Origin of the sequence: Limosilactobacillus reuteri subsp. simiae, assembly GCF_020784875.1 — a bacterium.
Classification (GTDB): domain Bacteria; phylum Bacillota; class Bacilli; order Lactobacillales; family Lactobacillaceae; genus Limosilactobacillus; species Limosilactobacillus reuteri_H.
This window is the reverse complement of the sequence record NZ_JAJGUI010000113.1, coordinates 35,110-54,438: the sequence shown is the minus strand read 5'-3', so window position 1 is coordinate 54,438 and position 19,329 is coordinate 35,110. Positions and strand designations below refer to the sequence as shown.

The window sequence follows — 19,329 nt, the reverse complement described above, 5'->3', positions numbered from 1 at the left end:
ATCTTAAGGCAAAAGAGGCCTTTTTTATATAATTTTTATCGCCCACCCGCATAGCAGGTGGTTTTTTGTTTCGTGCACTCGCTCTGCTCGCGCACTCAACCAGGTCTAAAGACATTAACAAAAAAAGCACTGAGCAAATAATTACTCAGTGCTTTTAAGTAGTGCGGCCGAGAGGACTTGAACCTCCACGGTCATAATCGACCATAAGATCCTTAATCTTACGCGTCTGCCAGTTCCGCCACGGCCGCATATCAACCAACGAATATTATTATAGCAAGATACCTATTCGTTGGCAACAACTTTTTTCAATTTTTTAAAATAAATTTGTGACCACATCGTCGACAAATGTATCTTTGGGTGTTGAAACGCCGTTGTCGTGCGATTTCAACACCACAGCCGGCACATATATAATGCCATTTTTTCTTGGAATTTATCTTTCTTTTACTAGTCGGTGGCGCATATCTTGATCCTCCCACCTGTGCTAGTAAAGTTTTAAATTCTCTACTGCGATGGTGATAAACCATTCCTAACAGATGTAAATGATAATGGCACAATTCATGAAGAACCACTTGGCGCAGATTATGAAGATCAAACTCAGTATACATTAACGGGTTGATATCAATATGATGGTCACTTAAATGATAGCGTCCACCAGTTGTTTTTAACCGCTTATTAAAAAATACCTTGTGCGTAAATTCCCGCCCAAAGTATTCTTTCGACCACTGTTCGGTCAATTGTTGTAATTCAGCATTAGTCATTTGTGACCGTCTCCGGTTCAAGCATCGTTAATTGAATCCGCTGACGCTTCAAGTCGACATCATCAATCCACACGTCAACAATATCACCAACGGCTACCATTGCTCGCGGATCACGAATGAACTGCTTACTCATCTTTGAAACATGAACTAACCCATCATGTTTGACACCAATATCAACAAAGGCTCCAAAGTCGACAACGTTCCGGACAGTTCCTTGAAGTTTCATCCCCGGCTTAAGGTCTTCAATCGTCATTACATCATGGCGTAATAATGGAGCAGGCATTGAATCACGCAGGTCACGGCCTGGCTTTTGCAAGGAAGAAATAATATCAGTAACGGTTTCAGTCCCGACTTGATCATCCGTAAACTGCTTAACATCAATTTTCTTTAACTTATCATCAGCACTTGGCGTTCCCAACTCATCGACATTAATTCCTGCCGCTTGAATAATCTTTTCCGCCACCTGATAACTTTCTGGGTGAACATCGGTGTTATCTAATGGATTTTCGCCACCAATAATCCGTAAGAAACCAACAGATTGTTGATAAGCTTTAGGTCCTAACCGTGGCACTTTCTTTAACTGTGTCCGGTTTGTGTAGCGGCCATTTTCATCTCGATAGGTAACAATATTTTTAGCAATCGTTTTATTAAGACCGGAAATCCGCGTCAACAATTGGTAACTAGCTGTGTTGAGGTTTACTCCAACCCGGTTTACCGCCCGTTCAACAATTGTTTCCAGTTCCCCATTCAATTCTTTCTTCGGCAAATCATGCTGGTATTGCCCAACACCAACCGCTTGAGGATCAATCTTGACTAATTCGGCCAGTGGGTCTTGCAAACGACGACCGATGCTAATTGCACTTCGCTGTTCAACATGCAAGTCCGGAAATTCATCACGTGCTTCCTTGCTTGCAGAGTAAACAGAGGCACCGGCTTCATTTACGATGACATAATAAATTGGCCGTTTGATCTTTTTAAGAGCTTCCGCCACAAATTGTTCTGATTCCCGGCTAGCTGTCCCGTTACCGATCGCAATCATTTCAACATGATACTTCTCTAGCAAATCAATAAATTCGCCTTCCGCTGCGGCTCGTTGGTTTTCTGGCGCTGGCTTATGCGGATAAATAACCGCTTTAGTTAAGAATTTCCCATTTTCATCAAGAACCGCCAATTTACAGCCTGTTCGGTAGGCAGGGTCAAATCCTAATACAACTTTTCCCTTGATTGGTGCTTGCATCAATAAATGATAGAGATTTTCACCAAAGACCTTAATCGCTTGTTCATCAGCGCCCTCTGTTAATTGTCGCCGCAGTTCCCGTTCAATTGCCGGACCCAAGAAACGCTTGTAAGCATCCTTGTAAGCTTCCTCAATAAAGGCAGTCGCATCATTTTTCTTGCTAGTTTTAATCAAACGGAAACGAAGGTAATTCCTCACTGGTTCTTCATCTAAAGTGATTTTGACATTAATAATCCCTTCTTTTTCTCCGCGGTTAAAAGCCAAGATTTGATAAGAATTTAATTTTTGAACTGGACTCGTAAATTCATAGTACTGCTTGTAAGTCCCCAGCTCATCTTTTTCTTCCCCACCACGTTTTACACTTGTCTCTAATTGCCCATGTTGAGCAGTATAATTTCGCAACCAGCTTCGTACCGTGGCCATTTCACTAATTGCTTCAGCCAGAATTTCGTGTGCTCCTGTTAATGCACTCTCAGCATCAGGAACATCGTCATTAATAAATTCTTGCGCTTTAGTTGTTAAATCATCATCAGGATAAGAGAGCAGCCAATTTGCTAACGGTGCTAAGCCCTGTTCACGAGCTTGTTGGGCCTTTGTCTGCCGCTTTTGCTTATATGGCAAGTAAAGGTCTTCTACTTCTTGTAATTCGGTCGCACTGTTAATTTGCTTTTCGAGCGCCGGGGTTAACTTCCCAAGCTCTTTAATTTTATTGATAACTGTTGCTTGACGTTCCCGCAATGTCGTTACCCGGTGATATTCATCCCGAATCGCTTGCAATTGAACTTCATCAAGCGTACCCGTCATTTCCTTACGGTAACGGGCAATAAAAGGAATCGTATTTCCCTCATCCATTAATCCGAGGGCCGCTTTAATTTGTTGAGGGCGAATATCTGGTAATTGTTTACTAACAAGCTGAAGTGTTTCCTCTTCCATTATCATTCTCCTTAAAACTAGTAAAGAGACTGAGTTGATTCCCAGCCTCCCATTTTATTATCAATTTACTTCCACCAAGTATCATATGGAGCAATCGGCAAGTGACGCTTATGTTGAGTTCGACGATACCAGCCTTCAATTTTTTCAGCAGCTGCTGGCGAAACTTCACGACCTTCTAAGTAGTCGTCGATTTCATCATAGCGAACACCAAGCGCTTCTTCATCGGGACGCATTGGTTTGTCTTCTTCCAAGTCTGCGGTTGGTGTTTTATCATAAAGTTTTGCTGGTGCTCCTAAGTATTGTAATAAGGCTTTTCCTTGTCGCTTATCCAATCCAGAAAGTGGCGTAATATCTGCACCACCATCCCCAAACTTAGTATAAAACCCAGTTACTGCTTCAGCGGCGTGATCTGTTCCTACCACCGCTCCTTTATTTTCTCCGCCAATAGCATATTGGACAATCATTCGTTCCCGGGCTTTAATGTTTCCCTTATTAAAATCGCTAATTGGCGTACCGGCTTCGTTTAAGGATGCTACCATTGCATCAGTAGCCGCCTTAATATTAACCCGCATTATTTTATCAGGTTTAATGAAGTCATTAATTGCAAACATTGCATCTGACTCATCAGCTTGCTCACCATATGGTAACCGGACTGCGATAAATTGGTATTCATTGTCGCCAGTCTCTTCCCGCAGCTTTTCGACTGCCAATTGTGAAAGCCGCCCCGCCAAACTTGAATCTTGTCCGCCAGAAATTCCTAATACCAGGGCCTTCATCTTAGTGGTTTGGAGAAAATCACAGATGAACTGAACACGTTTAGTTACTTCTGCTTGGGGATCAATTTGCGTGTTAACGCCTAATGCATTAATTATTTCTTCTTGATACTTTCGCACTACAGATTACCTCTACTTATTCAATGATTTAACATATTCATGAACTTGGTGAATTAATTTAAGTTTATTATCATAGCATTTCTGTGATAAATCGACTGGGTATACTTCTGGGTTTAAATCGCGTTTATATTCATCCCATAAAGCATTTAAGCTATCGAAACGGTGTTGACGACTCTCCTCTAAGGTCGGTTCATCATAAATATACTTACCATCTTGCCAGATTCGCTTTAGCATTGGCCGGGCAGTAAAATCCTCCACGTCTTTTTGCTGGAGTGGGAAGTTAGGATTGAACATATTGAGTGATTTTTCATTACGAGGATCCTCATCAACTAATGTAATATAATCTCCTTCACTCTTGCCGTCTGCACGATCGTTAATCCGCCATACTTGTTTTTTACCGGGAGTTGACATTTTACCAACATTATTAGAGATCTTAATCGTATCAACAAGTTGGCCGTCTTCATCTTCAATAGCGACTAATTTATATACCGCTCCTAAAGTTGGTTGGTCATAGGCAGTAATTAGCTTAGTCCCGATTCCCCATGTATCAATCTTCGCCCCTTGCATTTGCAAGTTTTGAATTGTCTTTTCATCTAAACCATTAGATGCGATGATTTTTGCGTCTGGGAAACCAGCATCATCCAACATTTTGCGTACTTTTTTAGATAGGTAGGCCATATCTCCACTGTCAATGCGGACACCGATAAAGTTAATTTTATCGCCAAATTCCTTAGCAACCTTAATTGCGTTGGGAACTCCACTCTTTAAGGTATCAAAAGTATCCACAAGAAAGACACAATCATGATGAGTTTCTGCATATGCTTTAAATGCATCATAATCATTCATGTATACCTGCACAAGAGCATGGGCATGGGTTCCTGAAATTGGGATACCAAATAATTTACCTGCACGGACATTACTTGTTGCATCGAAGCCACCAATATATGCTGCTCGCGTTCCCCACAAAGCTGCATCCAATTCCTGTGCCCGGCGTGAGCCAAATTCCATTACAGTTTGGTTACCGACAATTGACTTAATCCGTGAAGCCTTTGTCGCAATCATAATCTGATAATTAAGAATATTTAAAATTGCTGTTTCAATCAATTGGCCCTCAATAATCGGCGCATCAACCTGAATAATAGGCTCATGGTTAAATACCAGATCTCCTTCTTCAAAGCTGTTGATTGAACCCGTAAATTTAAAATTACGTAAATATTCTAGAAAGTCATCATCAAATTGATTCGTAGACTTTAAGTATTCAATATCGCTATCAGTAAAATGTAATTGTTTTACATAGCGAATAATGTGATCTAACCCGGCAAAAACAGCGTACCCATTATTAAATGGCATTTTACGGAAGAAGGCCTCAAAGACAGCACGGCGGTTACCCATTCCTTTTTTCCAGTAGGTCTGCATCATACTCAATTCATACGCATCAGTATGCAGGGTAAGGCTATCATCCGGATAATCAAATTTCATTAGTATAATTCCTCTCAAAAGTAATATCGTTAATCAGTATTGTAACATGGATTTGTCTTGATTACTTTTCAAAGACAAATTCAAACCGTGATCCAACATATTGAGTGTGGACATATTCAAAAGGACGACCATCTTGCAAGTAAGATAGTTGGGTCATTCGCAAGAGAGCATCTCCACGCTTAATCTGCAAGTAATTAGCAATCTTTTCCGTCGCCTTCGTTGCTGAAATATGCTGGGTTGCATGACCAGGATAAAGGTTCGCCTTTTTTTCTAGCGTCCGATAAAAAGACGTGGTAATTTCTTCTTTGCTAAATTTCTGAACGAGGTTAGCAGGAACAGTTGCAATTTCATAACAAATTGGCACATCATTTCCATAACGAACCCGTTCCATTCGTAAAACCTGTTCATCTGGAGCTAACTTTAGCTTTTCAACCTCTGTTTGCGAAGGGATCGTCAAGTGGTAAGAAATTGTCTTACTAGCAGCTTTCTTCCCTGTCGCGTGCATTAATTCAGTAAAGCTCGTTATTCCTGACATCTTTTCTTGGACTTTGCGATTAGCGACAAAAGTTCCAGAGCCAACTCTTCGCTCAAGAATTCCTTCATCAACTAATGCTTGAATTGCTTGCCGCAAAGTCATTCGACTGACGCCAAAATCATTAGCGAGTTCGCGTTCAGCGGGAATTTTATCGCCAACTTTCCACTCACCATCTTCAATGTTTTGTCTTAACTGATTGTGAATTTGAATATAAACAGGTGAACTCATTTTTCTTTCCTCCTTACGCCATTGTTTGCTAAACATTGCGCATGTATATATATTTTACACCATCTAAAAATTAGAGACCGTTGAAATTAATTCCTTCCCCCGGTCTCTAATATTAATTTTTATTATTTTGTCGTAGTTTCAATGCGCGTTCAAGGGACCGATCAACAATAATTGATTGTGAATCGGCAACAGGGTACTTAGTTTCAGGATCCATCTCTTCTGCAAAAGATAATTCAGTACAACCCAAAACTACTACATCTGCTCCTTGTTCTTCAATCATTTTCCGTACTAGCTCATGATACTTCTTGCCATCGGAATGACCAGCCTCTTTGATATCATGGTAAATCAGGTCTTCTGTCATATCGGCAATCTCAGGAGTTGGCTTGATAAGTTCGTACCCAGCCTTCTCAATATAAGGATCATATAGGTTAGCTGCCAAAGTCCCCTTAGTGGCTAATAGGCCAACCCGCTTTGCATCCGGCTTAATCTTCTTGATCTCGTTAACCGTTTCTTGCAGCATATTGAGAATTGGAATCTCCGTTGCTGCCTGTAACTTATCAAAAGAGTAATGGGCTGTATTACAAATTAAAACAAAGAATGCAGGATTCAAAAGACTTTGCTGTTTAATATCTTCAATCAGGGCCTCATTAGGATCTGGTTGACTATGATCGAGAATCCATGTAGTACGATCAGGAACGGTTGCATGGTTAACAACTAAATAGTTTAAGTAATCTTGATCACGATGAATTGGCGTTCTTTTATCTAACAGACGTACATAACTCTCTGTTGCCAGCGTCCCCATTCCACCTAAAATTGTAAAAAATTGTTGCATTATAATTTTGCACGCCCTTTCTAAGCGATAAATTATGATAGTAGCGCCACAAAAATCGGCCCTAGTAATGTAATTCCAATATTACCAACTACAAACGCCGGAGTAAAGGCAGCCGCATAATATGCGCCACCTTCCGGCCCTGCTTTTTGCGAAATCTCATTCATTGCCGCTGCAATCGTTCCTGAACCAGTCAACGCACCAATTAAAGCAAGAGGTTCCATTTTCAATATATAGCGTCCAAAGAACAGCGTTAGCAAATGTGGCATTATTGAAATCATCGCCCCAATAAATAAGACCCCGATACCTAACGACTTAATTGCACTTGTAAATGCCTGAGCTGATTGTAAACCAACTGTCCCCACAAAAAGCGTTAGTCCAAAACTCTGAAGAAAGCTAGTTACCGTTACTGGGATTGATTTACGGTCACGGTGACGCTCAATCCATGAACTCAGGATTAGTCCCATGATCAAAGCCGCGGTTCCATTCCCCAGTTGCAACGGAATACTATTTAATTTTAGCCCGATAATTCCTAAAAGGGAAGCACAACCGATTCCTAAAGAGAATAAAGAATAATTCATCGCTGTATCTGCAGCTTTCCAGCGTCCCATCTTTTTTAAGATTGCTTTGGTTCGTGATGTATTCCCAGTCAATGAAATCACATCCCCTGGCCGCAACTGGTTAATCAATTGTTGGTTTCCGCTGATTGGATCTTGAATGTTCACAAAAACCCCGTGTTGACGCAGAAGGGCTAATTCACCCGGTTTAAAGTTTTTCCCCAAAACAAAAGCTCGTTCACGTGGCGCATTGGTTGGCGTCAATACTTCTGTTAATCCTGGTACTCGCATCAACCGATCGAAATGAACAGCGTAACCAATAACAGTTAGCAAGTCGCCAGCCTGCAATTGATATTCAAGGTGGTCAGTCATTTTGCCATCATGAAAAGCAGCTAACCCAATAATCCGGTAATTAGACCGCCGATTAAATTCCTCAAGCGTTTTGCCGACAAGCGGTGAATCATCTGCAATGCGATATGTTCGTCGCCACGTTGGGTTAGGGTTTTTAGCATGAAAGTGATAATGTTCAGCCATTTTAGGACCCTGTTCAGCAATTGAAATCCCCAAAATTTTAGGTGCTAGGTCACGTAAAAAGATAATTACCCCTAACGTCCCAAAAACGTATGTTAAAGCATAGGCAACTGGGAGCTGCGCCTCATAAGTTGCCCTAACGCTTTGACTAACTGGCAATGATCCAATCGTTTGCAACGAACTGGCAACGGTAGCCGACTGGGTGAGGGCTCCGGAAATAACTCCGGCAGCGATCCCCGGTCCAATCTTAAAGGCAGAAAAAAGACTCCACCCAACTAAGAACGCAACAACCATCCAGAAAATACTAGCGATTAAAATTCGAATCCCAAATAGTTTCAAACTAACTAATAACTGGGGTCCGATCCGATAACCAACAGAGAACATGAAGGCGCCAAAGAAAATCGTTCCCAACATTTCATCCCGGGGGAAACTCCCAATCTGTCCCACGATCAAGGTCACAATTAACGTTCCCACCGTTGCCCCAATATTAAATTTACCCGCAATTTTATAGTTTCCAATCAAGAAGCCAATTGCAAGGCAAATAAACAGCGTAAAAACCTGATTGCTCACCATAAAGTGAACGATAGAATGTATCATTTTAACTTATAGTCACTTTCTTCAAAAACCTGTAATAACTTGTATTAATCAAGCCACATTATTACATTCTTGTCAGGCTAATTCAACCACTTATTGAGAAACACTTTCCTTCTTTTGTTGCATGCGATAATTAGTAACCATTGTTAATAAAGTAATAACTGCCAAAACGCCTAATAAGATAAAGTCAAATCGTCCTCCGGCATACGTACGTCCCATCAGTGAACCGCTGTTGCCCATTTGGAATAAAGCAATTGTGGAGGCCAGAAGACTGGTTCCCAGTGAGCCGGCAAATTGTTGGACCATATTAAAAATTGAGTTTACATCGGGAGCATTTTGCGGTTGAACCAACATTGAAGCATTGGAAATTGTATTAGAAAAGGCAAAGTTAAACCCAATTCGTAAAATAACGAAGAAGATCGTTATTAGTAATGGCGTTAAATGACGTTGGAAAACACTGAAGCAGCTTGTTCCAATAACCAAAAGAATTCCCCCGGAAATAACTGGCGTAGCAAAGCCATAACGATCGGCCAAAGTTCCGGCAAATGGCGAGATAAAAGCACCGATTAATGACCCGGGAAATAAAATAAGACCCGCGACAATTGCCGAAGAGTGCAAAACATATTGAACGTAAATAGGAATAACAAGCGAAATCCCAATATTAATAAACTGTAAATTAAAATAAGTGACAGTTGATAGCCGCAATGGGACAACCTTAAACACCTTTAAGTCAAACAATTCTGATTTACCGTGATTATTGATATAGATAAAGGCGCTAAAGAAAACAATTGCTACCAGTAGTAAAAGCCAAAACTGCTTGCCAAATCCTTGTTTCCCAATTGAAGAAACTGCACTAATGATACTAATAAGGGCAATTGCCAGTGTAATTAAACTTCCATAACTAAATGCTTTATCATTTCCAAGCGGTTTATTACGAATAAAAAGTTGACCACATACAAGACTAATCAAAACAATTGGTAGTAAAATCCAAAAAATCATCCGCCATGACAGCATTTCTGAAACGACCCCACCATATGTTGGTCCCAGTGCTGGTGCAAATGAAATAACCATCGCAGCCATTCCGGTCATCATGCCAATTCTTTCACGCGGAATCTCCGTAAAAATTAAATGGAACATGATTGGGGTTGCTAACCCAGTTGCCATTGCTTGAATCAATCTCCCCGTTAACAAAATAGGAAAATTACCAGTCAAAGCACACATCAAGTCACCAATAATAAAAAATGATACTGCAAATAAGTGCAACCAACGTGCTTGATACTGGCGTAATAGATAGGCAGTAGTTCCCATTGTAATTGTTACCATCAATAAATAACCAGTTGTAATCCACTGAATAACATCGAGCGATACATTAAACTGAGCAGATAATTCTGGATATGTGACGTTCATCGATGTTTCATTCAAAATTCCGATAAACGTTAGTAATGCAAGGGAACCAATTGCGAGATAAATACGTGAATAGTTTTTTTCTGCCATTGCTTTCCGCTTCCTCCTTTAAATCAAAATAAAAAGAGCCACGGTGATAAAAACTCCACCACAGCTCTACAATAACGATTTAATTCTACCAAGGAAGCAGAACGAAAGTCAACGTTATTATTTTTCTGCTAGTTTCTTTAACCAGTCTTTCGTTTCTTCGTCTAGTTCAGGGGCAATTTCAAACTTAAATGGCGCCAGTAACAACCGTACTTTATCCCATTCAATCGTTTGATCATAATAGATCGTTGTCAGCATCATTGTCGCCATCTGATCTTTCTTATGTGGATCAACTCCTGGCTGATTAATAAACGTAATTGTAGTAATCTTTCTGGCCAATAATTTTGCAATTAACGTCTCCATTTCTTGTGTTGTGACTGGGTGCTTAATTCGTAGACGTTTTTCTAATGGGACTGCTGGAAGTTCTTTTTGTAAAAACTTTTGAAGCAAATCCCATTCTTCCAAAATTTCTGGATAGAATTGCCAAGGTACCCGGGCATTAAGGCTCACTAGTAACTTTGGAATGATCGCTTGTAAATCCCCATCATTTTCTTGTAAAGAATCACAAATTTCAATTAAGAACCGTTGAGCAGTTTCTCGAGCCCCAGATTGAACCCTCTTCTTAGCTGTTAAAGCAAAGCGAACCACTAGGAAATCTGTTAACTGTTCATCATCAATGGTCGCATCAGTCGCATTGCGTTTCACTTTAAAATCATTTATTTGTTTAGTTCGCATGCTTTTTGCAAAATGACCTTGTTTAGGCATTAGCTGTCATTCCTTTTTTCATATAACTCAATAAAATCTTGAACTAGAAAAGGCTAAGAAAAACAGATGTTTTTCTTAGCCTTTCAATAACAGTTGGGCTAGCTGGATTCGAACCAGCGCATGACGGTACCAAAAACCGTTGCCTTACCGCTTGGCTATAGCCCAATAATAAAGATGGAGGAGGGTGGATTCGAACCGCCGAACCCGAAGGAACGGTTTTACAGACCGTCGCGTTTAACCAGACTTCGCTACTCCTCCAAGAAGTTGCTTGATTAAATATTTCGTATCAATCAACGTTTACTATAATACCTAATTTCCAACCTCATTGCAAGTGTTTTTTCTTATTTTTTTGAAAAAACTAGATTTTTTTAGTATAAAGGCGGCTAATCCATTGATCTAATAGGCTTTCCCCCTTCCAGTTCTCACTATTTTTGCGTCTTACGCCAACTGCTTGATTACGGTATTCAATATTTCCAACGGTAATTAATCGTTGAGCATAATGAAGGTGCCCATAAAAAACTGCTTTTACTTCCGGGAATTTAGCGAGTAATACTCCTAAGTGTCTACTGCCCAACATTGCTGTCGTCATCTCCCACATCCGCTGCCGCCGTGCTGATTCAATAATTGGATGCGGGAGAGCTTCTCTAATCGGTGCGAAGTGGGTCATAAAGATAACCTGTTTTTGTTGATTGTGAGCCTGTTTTAGGGCTTCTTCAACTTGGTGTAAGACAATCGCCATTCGTTCTGGATCATTCATTGGCTGTACAATTGGACGATCTACCCAATATGCCTGCTTCCATTGCGCAACCTCTTCTACATTACTTTCATACGTTGAAAACGAATAATCATACCAACCATTATTACCGATAATTCGCCAGTTCGTTTGGGGAATATCGAGAAATCGATTATGAAAATATAGATCATCATCTAAATTTTCTAATTGCTCATAAGTGACCCCTTTTAACATATCATGGTTACCGGCAAGATAATGGACCTTTGTGATAGGCAATTGCGATTGTAGTTCCGCAAAATATACTCTAGTTTGCTCAAAATCATTAAAGGCATCCCCTACAAAAAAGTAATGGTCAATTTCTTGACGGGTTAAATAATGCGCCTGTTGAGTAATAATTTCTGCAACCTTAGCATGATTTAAATCTAAATGAAGGTCACTACTTACTGCGATTTTCATAACTCACCTCAAAAAAAAGAGACCAAGAATTATTCTCGATCTCTTAATATAATTTTTAGTCTACACCATCCATCAAGCCATGAATCTTCTTAACGAATAGGCAAAGAATCAATCCGAAGACGATACTTACTGCCCCGATAATTAAGAAGTATGGAACTTCTGTAGCTGATGAGTAGTACTTAACAACTTGGGCGTTAACTGCTTGTCCAGCAGCATCAGCCAAGAACCACATACTCATCATTTGAGACTTAAATGCTTTTGGTGCAAGTTTAGTAGTTACTGAAAGACCAATTGGTGAAATCAACATTTCGGCGATTTCAACGATGAACCATGAACCAACTAACCAGAATGGGCTAACCCGTCCGGCAGTTGTACCGTGAATCATTGCTGGAAGTGCCATCCAAACATATGAAAGACCTGCAATTACTAACCCAGCAGCAAACTTACCAGGAGCACTTGGTTGTTTTTTCCAGTGATCCCAAAGTGCAACGAAGAATGGTGTTAGGATCATAATGAATAATGGGTTCAATGTCTGGAAGTTAGCAGCAGCAAAGTGCCAGCCACCAATGTGTAAAACAGTCCGTTGTTCAGCAAAGAGGGCCAAAACAACTGAACCTGATTCTTCAATTGCCCAGAAGATAGCAGCAGCAATGAAAAGTGGAATGTAAGCAACAACCCGTGACTTTTCATCCTTTGTAACCTTCTTGGAATTCAACATCATTACAAAGTAGTAGATTGGCAAAGCAATAGCAATAACCGTAATGATTGTAATGATATTATTGATGTTTAATTGACCCATTGCAGCAAGCAATCCAAGAATGATCACTAATGCAATAACACCAACAATTGACCAAATAATTACTGGACGTAAACTTTCCTTATCGATCGGATCATCAGGATATAAGCTATCTTTTGAAAGATACTTCCGGCCGTCAACTACATATTGTACTAACCCAAAGAACATTCCGATAGCGGCTAGTGAGAAACCAGCGTGGAAGTTCATTTCACCATGGAAAAGGTTTAAGCCAAAGCCATTAGCAGCCCAAGGAACAGCCCAAGGAGCAACAGCGGCCCCTAAGTTAATCCCGAAGACAAACATACTAAAACCAGAGTCTCGACGACGGTCTTCAGGACTGTATAAGCCCCCAACCATTTCTGAAACATTTGGCTTTAATAACCCGGTACCAATAACAATCAAAGCGATTGATACATAAAGTGCTGACACACCAAACGGTAATGACAGAGCGATATGTCCAAACATAATAAGGACACCACCGATGAAGACCGTTCGCCGCGATCCCCATACACGGTCAGATAACCATCCTCCGACAACACTGGCCAGGTAAACTAATGAACCATAAATTGACATAATTGATGCTGCGGTAGCTTGGTCCATACCCAAACCACCCTTGGTAACAGCGTAGTACATATAGAATAGAAGGATAGCCCGCATTCCGTAGTAACTAAACCGTTCCCACATTTCAGTGAAGAACAATGTCGACAATCCACGCGGTTGTCCAAAGAAGGAGGTATCCAAATTCTTTTGTTTACTCATACAATTCCTCCAAATAATTTCACTTTTCAATTAGCACAATGTTAATTGAATACGTATTCTAAACATTAAAAAACTTTAACAATAAAATTCAGAATAGTACTATTATAAACGTGTTTCAAAACATCGTCAATTGAAAAATAAGTTTTTGATGAGAACGCAAACGCATGTATGAGCTATAATTGTTTATTTTATTAAGTTTGTCGCTAAGATTATTAATTAGATGACGTATCACCATCGATAACCGGACGTGGATAAACTTTTCCATTTCGAACAATGGCATATTCAGTTCCATTATCATCAACAAAGGCCCAACCCTCATCTGGCTCAGATAGGTCAGTCGTAGCCTTCAAATTATCAATCTTGCTGGTGTCTTTGTGGTGGTCACTCGCCCATTTTTTAAGTGCTGCGCGGGCATGAGTTGATGATTCCTTAGAATGAGTATCCTTAGTTGTAGAACTGTTAGTTTTCGCATGTTGTTCTTTTAAGAAATTATCAACGTCAAAGTCACCATGAACTCGTTTAAATGACTGATTAGGCCATTCATCGTTACCTACAAGGCTCAAATTATCTTCATTTAGCCGCGCATCAATTGGCGTATCATAATTACTATCATTTAAATTAATGATGTAATTATTCTTTTCCTTTTTCCAGGTCAATTGATCATGAATATCAGCCTGCGTCGGATTTGCCATTACATATGTCCCAGTTCCATCTGAATTAAGGGTAATAGCAGCTCCATCGGCATCATCACGATACGAGCCCACAATATGTGACTCCTCTTTTTTTGCTGATGAGACTTGGGCACTGCTCTTGCTACTGTTGGAACTCGTGCTAGAACTACTACAGCCACTTGTACATAGCCCAATTGCAATTATGCTGGTTGCAACAAGGATTGCTTTACTAAATCGCATTATAAATACCTCCATTCTCCTAAACTACATATGAAACTAGTTACAGTTTTAGTATATTCTCATGTTAAAACATCTACAATTTTTTTGATATAAAAATTAATAATCCATCGTTAAAAACCGTAAATATGCAATTCAAATTATTAAAAAGATGTTTAGAAGGTATAAAAAAAGATGCTAGCCAAACAGCTAACATCTCAATCGACTCCGGCAGTCAGACTCGAACTGACGACAACCTGATTAACAGTCAGGTGCTCTACCAACTGAGCTATGCCGGAATAACTCAACGGATATAATTATATATTATCTCCTTATACCCGTCAAGTTAATTTAAAATTTGTCTAGAAATATTTTCCAGTATGAGTTTGTTAAGGATGGTGATTCAAACGATATTAGTTCGACTACTCAGTGAACTTCTTAAGTAAGCCTCCATAATAAGTTTTTGTACTTACTTTATAGTCTTATGATTGGTTAGAAACCTTTTATAAGGCGTAATGCTTCCTAGAGCTACAGAATATTTTACTTCAAATCTCTTATGTATAACATGGCTCCATATAAAATAGGAAGAAACTAGACTATGCTTTATCAGACACAATTAAGTACTGATGGAGGAATTTATTACTACAAATGATAATTATAAATTCTGTAGCAAAAAATTTAAACGTAATCCTCATAATAAACATATCTATGACTAATTATTCTCAATAGTTATTTTATCTTAGTTTAATCCATTACCATATCTCCTCAAATTTTTGCGCGTTCCGCGCAGGAAAGCCTCTGAAATAATAATTAGGAGGCTTTTTATTATGTATAAAATTTATGAGTAATAACCCTTTAGTCTTTTACTTTAATGACGATTCAAACTGTAATTAAATTCAATATCTTACATTAACGGAGGCATAAGTAATGAGCGAATTAGATCAAGTAATAGAAAAATATGTTAATACTGTTGTTAATGAAATAAAAGGTGCCTGTGGTTATCAACTTAATGATGCGCAAATAGATGAATTACGTCTTACAGGAAGGGTCGGAATAAGTCTAACTGAATTAGCACCATATTTCGACTCTTTGAATAAATTTATAAAATCACATCATATTAACTGGGTACTTAGTCTTAATACTATTAGTAGCGACTTTGAAATCGAGCTTAAAGGCTGTCACCTGCTATTTTAAAAAATTAAAAAGCCCATTAACTGGGCTTTTTTTTCTGCTAATGATGTTTACGTTTCACGATTATTTTTGGTAAACACATATTATTCTCTATTTTGTGCTGACCTTACTTATCGATATTGCTTAAAGTCTATATTGATCTATTTATTATCCAACATTCGGTAATACTATCTTTTGATCATCATGTATTCTTAGTGCAAAAAGCTCATTTAACAAATTAATTGACTTATTAACCATCTCAGTATCATCAAAAATGTCATAATCAGGAATTGGATTACCTCCTTTTCCTGTTAAATGAACTTTATTACGATACCTTCTTTCATCGTCTAAAGCATTAATAAAATCTTCACTTAATTTTTCCTCATTTTTAAGCTTTAAGATTCTTTCTTTTGACGTTTTAGCCTTATAGTATCCCTCAAACATTATACTGATTAAAGCCTCTTGGATTTCAAAGGAAGTGATTAAAATTTCCTTATTCAACATTCTTTCCATTGGATATGATAAATATAATTCATTCTTAGCATTAATATAAAATTCCAAAAGTTGAATAGTATATGCTATGTTTGATATGGTTGTTTGTATCTTTTTTTCAATTTTTTCAGAATTTCCATAATACATATATTCTGTTATATTTTGTCGTAATACATCGATTGGCATACCGTATGCTGCGTAGTGACTTGGCGACTTTCCTGGCTCTTTCGCTACCTCTGCTGCATGTGCTTTTAATAGGCTATAAAAATATGAATCATTATCAACTTCTACTGTCAATGCTATCAACTCCCTCTATATTTCAAACTAAAACTTTCGCTTCCGTGAAGCTAAATTCATACCAAACATAGCAGTGAAAGCACCTAGTGCGATAATTGCAAACGAGTTCTTTTCGTTACCAGTTTGCGGTAAGAATTTAACTGACTCTGGCTTTTCTCCATTGATATCACTAGTCACTCTAGGCAATACAACAGTTGTCTTTCCAGAATTGTCCAAAGCAACGGTATCCGTGTTACCAGCAACAACTTGCTTGTTTTGAGTAGTTTGGTGATCAGCAGGCTTTGGCAATACTTGGTTCTTTAAGGCAGTTAATTCGCCGTCAAGTTTAGTAGCAAGAGCATTGTATTGAGCTTGATCATCACTAACGAGCTTAGCTTGCTGAGCATCTAATTGGTTCTTAAGTTGGGTATAATTATCCTTAAGAGCCTTAACTGATGCGTCGTGGTCTGCTTGGGCCTTGGTAATTTTAGCTTGAGCATCCTTGTCTAAGTTCGCCTTGTATGCAGCTAAAGTATCTTCGGCGTCTTGGTGAATCTTTTGTAAACGAACTTCGTGAGCTTGCTTTAATTGATCGAGCTTGTGTTGACCATCTTGCTTAACTTGAGCAAGCTTTTGATCAAGTTGAGCCTTTAATTGATCAGTATTTTCTGGTTGAGCCTTAATAGCGTTGATCTTAGTTTGAAGATCACTGTTTAATTGGTTAACATGTGCTTGGTAAGCATCGTTTTCAGCCTTAATCTTAGCATCATGATCAGCCTTTAATTTAGTGGCTTGATTACTGTACTTAGTGTTAATAGCCGCTAATTGTTGTTGATAACTATTTTCTGCATCAGCAATGCTCTTTTGAAGATTTGCTAACTTAGCCTTAGCGTCATTTAAGGTTTGACTAGCAGTATCAGCAGTCTTAGTTAATTGATCAACTTGACTTTGGTTTTCGTTAACCTTAGCTTGTAATTCGATAATTTGCTTTTGTAAATCTTGACCAGGGATGGCAATTTCGTCACGGTAGCCGGGTTGATTAACCTTAGCAGTTGGATCAGCAGCATCAATCACGTAGCCTTCGTTAACTAAACGTTGAACGTCCTTAGAAGAAGCATCGGGGATAGTATTGAAGTGGAAACCACCAACATTTGTTTGACCCCCAGCCTTCATACCTTTGCCGTATTCAAAGCTGACTCCAAGGCTGTTACCGGTAGTAAAATTGTTGTTAGGATCACGAACACCTAGTAAGTCTGTGGCGTGACCGTAACCTTGATCGGCGTCTTTGAATAGTAAGGATAAGATTGAACTATAAATACCCTGATATAAATCATTTAGTGTTAGGTTATTATAGTTGTGGACGAATTCTGTACCACCATTGTTTGGAGTCCATTTGACTTGGCCAAATGCTCCGTCACCAGCCCAGGATTCGCCGACAAGGTCAATGTTCCATTTGTTAGCGACGCGATCTAAAGCATCGTTATCGTGCTCATGATCCCAGGTATTCCAGTTATCCTTACGATATTCATTAGCAACGTCTTGAGCGACATCGATAGATGCGTTGGTGATCTTGTATGGGGTAACGCCAATTGCTTCACGAATTGGGTTTAATAACGAAACGGCAAATTGAGTAGCTTTAATGATGTCATCTCGTGAAAGGGTGCCGTTGGCATTTAAGGTTACTGGTACTTTTGCTGCGGCTGGATCAGTATGATATAGGTTGTTCTTTAATGCTTCCTTATCTAGTGTTTCAAGCTTTTTAAATAAATCTGGGTAAGTACTTTCTGTTACTAAATAGTCATTCTTTTCTTTAGTATTAACATATTCTTTCCAAGCATCAATGTAACCAGCTGGTAAATTAATAGTATTAATCACATGGTCTTTTTGAGCGTCTTTTGCTTGTGTTAAAGCACTTTGGTTAGCATTTAGGGTATTCTTAGCATTAGATAGTGCATTTTGCGCGTCATTGGCTTTACTTTGAGCCTTGTTAACAGCATTTTGCGCGTCATCAATTTGCTTTTGGTTATCTGCTTGATTTGGCTGCTTAAGATCACTCTTGGCTTCTTGTGCTCGTTGAGCGTTTTGCTTAAGGTCGTTAGTTAATTGATCGTTCAACTTATTAGTAGTAGAGTCGTGATCAGACTTAGCTTGATCTAAGGCTTGTTGGGTGTTCTTAGTAGCTGAGTCAATTTGACTTTGCTTTTGCTCAGGGGTAACGATATGCTTAGCTGCGTCAGCTAATTCTTGATCGTTAGCTTGTTGTTGGTTAGCAACTGCTTGATCGTAAGCCTTAGTTTGAGCGGCTACTTGAGATTGGTAAGCATCGTTTTCAGCAATTGCTTGTGCTTGTTCGGATTGGCGAACTGTATTAGTTTTAACCGCTAATTGATCATTAGCAGTCTGTTGGGCAACTTGTTTTTGGTTTTGAAGTTGCTGATCTAAAATCTTAATTTTTCCAGTATTATTTTCTTGTAATTCAGTTAACTTATTAGCATTTTGTTTAGCCGCTTCATTTTCAGAGTTACTTTGCTGTTGCTTTAAAGCAGATAGTTGCTGGTTGTTTTTATCTTGCTTTTTGGCAATTTGTTTCTCCGGTGTATTTTGGCTTTGCGTTTTTGATGCCATGTCATCAGCGTGAACCGTAACATTAGTAACTGCACTAATAGTTACAACTGATGTAGCAAGTAAAGTTGACTTAAGGATGGTATTTTTTCTATTCATAATATCCCCCAAAATTATATTTGTTATGTGCGCATTAAATTTCTAATAATTAAACCTAAATCGATATGACCTTTATTTTCTATTTATATGTATTTAACATCTCCCTAAATAAATACATGGTTATTACTAATCACTTTGAATAGTAAAAGAAGCTATTTACAATTAACATTTTTTATTATATTTTTCATCCACACATAAGTCAATATCAA

Annotated in this window: 15 protein-coding genes and 4 tRNA genes; 1 reads left to right on the top strand and 18 read right to left on the bottom strand. The window is 38.8% G+C overall.

The window, feature by feature from the left end:
- Positions 1 to 162 precede the first annotated feature (162 nt).
- The 16 genes from LMC10_RS09825 to LMC10_RS09750 all read right to left on the bottom strand — a co-directional run bounded on the left by LMC10_RS09825 (position 163) and on the right by LMC10_RS09750 (position 14,760).
- Positions 163 to 248, bottom strand: a tRNA-Leu gene (locus LMC10_RS09825).
- Between the two features lie 57 nt (positions 249 to 305).
- Positions 306 to 758: a SprT family protein gene (locus LMC10_RS09820; RefSeq protein ID WP_229269707.1), complete on the bottom strand. Its 453-nt coding sequence runs from the start codon at positions 756 to 758 to the stop codon at positions 306 to 308.
- On the bottom strand, positions 751 to 2,928 hold the full coding sequence (locus tag LMC10_RS09815) for a Tex family protein (RefSeq protein ID WP_229269706.1): 2,178 nt from the start codon (positions 2,926 to 2,928) through the stop codon (positions 751 to 753). Before LMC10_RS09815 ends, LMC10_RS09820 begins: the two co-directional genes overlap by 8 nt.
- A gap of 65 nt (positions 2,929 to 2,993) precedes the next feature.
- Entirely contained in the window at positions 2,994 to 3,821 is an 828-nt protein-coding gene (gene nadE, locus LMC10_RS09810) for an NAD(+) synthase (protein WP_066035612.1), read from the bottom strand.
- Between the two features lie 12 nt (positions 3,822 to 3,833).
- Positions 3,834 to 5,300 (bottom strand): nicotinate phosphoribosyltransferase, encoded by a 1,467-nt coding sequence (locus LMC10_RS09805; protein ID WP_229269705.1) that lies wholly within the window; start codon positions 5,298 to 5,300, stop codon positions 3,834 to 3,836.
- Between the two features lie 61 nt (positions 5,301 to 5,361).
- Entirely contained in the window at positions 5,362 to 6,063 is a 702-nt protein-coding gene (locus LMC10_RS09800) for a GntR family transcriptional regulator (RefSeq protein WP_003666262.1), read from the bottom strand.
- A gap of 112 nt (positions 6,064 to 6,175) precedes the next feature.
- Entirely contained in the window at positions 6,176 to 6,895 is a 720-nt protein-coding gene (locus LMC10_RS09795) for an aspartate/glutamate racemase family protein (protein ID WP_003670574.1), read from the bottom strand.
- A gap of 32 nt (positions 6,896 to 6,927) precedes the next feature.
- Positions 6,928 to 8,577 (bottom strand): aspartate-alanine antiporter-like transporter, encoded by a 1,650-nt coding sequence (locus LMC10_RS09790; RefSeq protein ID WP_229269704.1) that lies wholly within the window; start codon positions 8,575 to 8,577, stop codon positions 6,928 to 6,930.
- Positions 8,578 to 8,667: 90 nt separating this feature from the next.
- Positions 8,668 to 10,068, bottom strand: coding sequence for an MFS transporter (locus LMC10_RS09785; RefSeq protein ID WP_229269703.1), 1,401 nt, complete (start codon positions 10,066 to 10,068; stop codon positions 8,668 to 8,670).
- A 117-nt stretch (positions 10,069 to 10,185) separates the two neighbouring features.
- Positions 10,186 to 10,830 carry a hypothetical protein gene (locus tag LMC10_RS09780; RefSeq protein WP_229269702.1) on the bottom strand — a complete coding sequence of 215 codons (645 nt, stop codon included), beginning with the start codon at positions 10,828 to 10,830 and terminating at the stop codon, positions 10,186 to 10,188.
- 93 nt (positions 10,831 to 10,923) lie between these two features.
- A tRNA-Gln gene (locus tag LMC10_RS09775) sits at positions 10,924 to 10,995 on the bottom strand.
- 10 nt (positions 10,996 to 11,005) lie between these two features.
- Positions 11,006 to 11,088 (bottom strand) — tRNA-Tyr (locus LMC10_RS09770).
- A gap of 100 nt (positions 11,089 to 11,188) precedes the next feature.
- On the bottom strand, positions 11,189 to 12,019 hold the full coding sequence (locus LMC10_RS09765; protein ID WP_229269701.1) for a metallophosphoesterase: 831 nt from the start codon (positions 12,017 to 12,019) through the stop codon (positions 11,189 to 11,191).
- Positions 12,020 to 12,074: 55 nt separating this feature from the next.
- Positions 12,075 to 13,574 (bottom strand): peptide MFS transporter, encoded by a 1,500-nt coding sequence (locus LMC10_RS09760; RefSeq protein ID WP_020842871.1) that lies wholly within the window; start codon positions 13,572 to 13,574, stop codon positions 12,075 to 12,077.
- Positions 13,575 to 13,786: 212 nt separating this feature from the next.
- Positions 13,787 to 14,485 (bottom strand): lipocalin/fatty acid-binding family protein, encoded by a 699-nt coding sequence (locus LMC10_RS09755; RefSeq protein WP_020842870.1) that lies wholly within the window; start codon positions 14,483 to 14,485, stop codon positions 13,787 to 13,789.
- Between the two features lie 202 nt (positions 14,486 to 14,687).
- Positions 14,688 to 14,760, bottom strand: a tRNA-Asn gene (locus tag LMC10_RS09750).
- Between the two features lie 628 nt (positions 14,761 to 15,388).
- Between LMC10_RS09750 and LMC10_RS09745 the strand changes: the two genes are divergently transcribed.
- Complete coding sequence (locus LMC10_RS09745; RefSeq protein WP_229269700.1) at positions 15,389 to 15,655, top strand: hypothetical protein; 267 nt, start codon at positions 15,389 to 15,391, stop codon at positions 15,653 to 15,655.
- A gap of 144 nt (positions 15,656 to 15,799) precedes the next feature.
- On the opposite strand, the gene LMC10_RS09740 is transcribed toward LMC10_RS09745, so the two are convergent.
- Positions 15,800 to 16,420 (bottom strand): hypothetical protein, encoded by a 621-nt coding sequence (locus LMC10_RS09740; RefSeq protein ID WP_229269699.1) that lies wholly within the window; start codon positions 16,418 to 16,420, stop codon positions 15,800 to 15,802.
- A 27-nt stretch (positions 16,421 to 16,447) separates the two neighbouring features.
- Positions 16,448 to 19,120 carry an SEC10/PgrA surface exclusion domain-containing protein gene (locus tag LMC10_RS09735; protein ID WP_229269698.1) on the bottom strand — a complete coding sequence of 891 codons (2,673 nt, stop codon included), beginning with the start codon at positions 19,118 to 19,120 and terminating at the stop codon, positions 16,448 to 16,450.
- Positions 19,121 to 19,329: the final 209 nt, after the last annotated feature.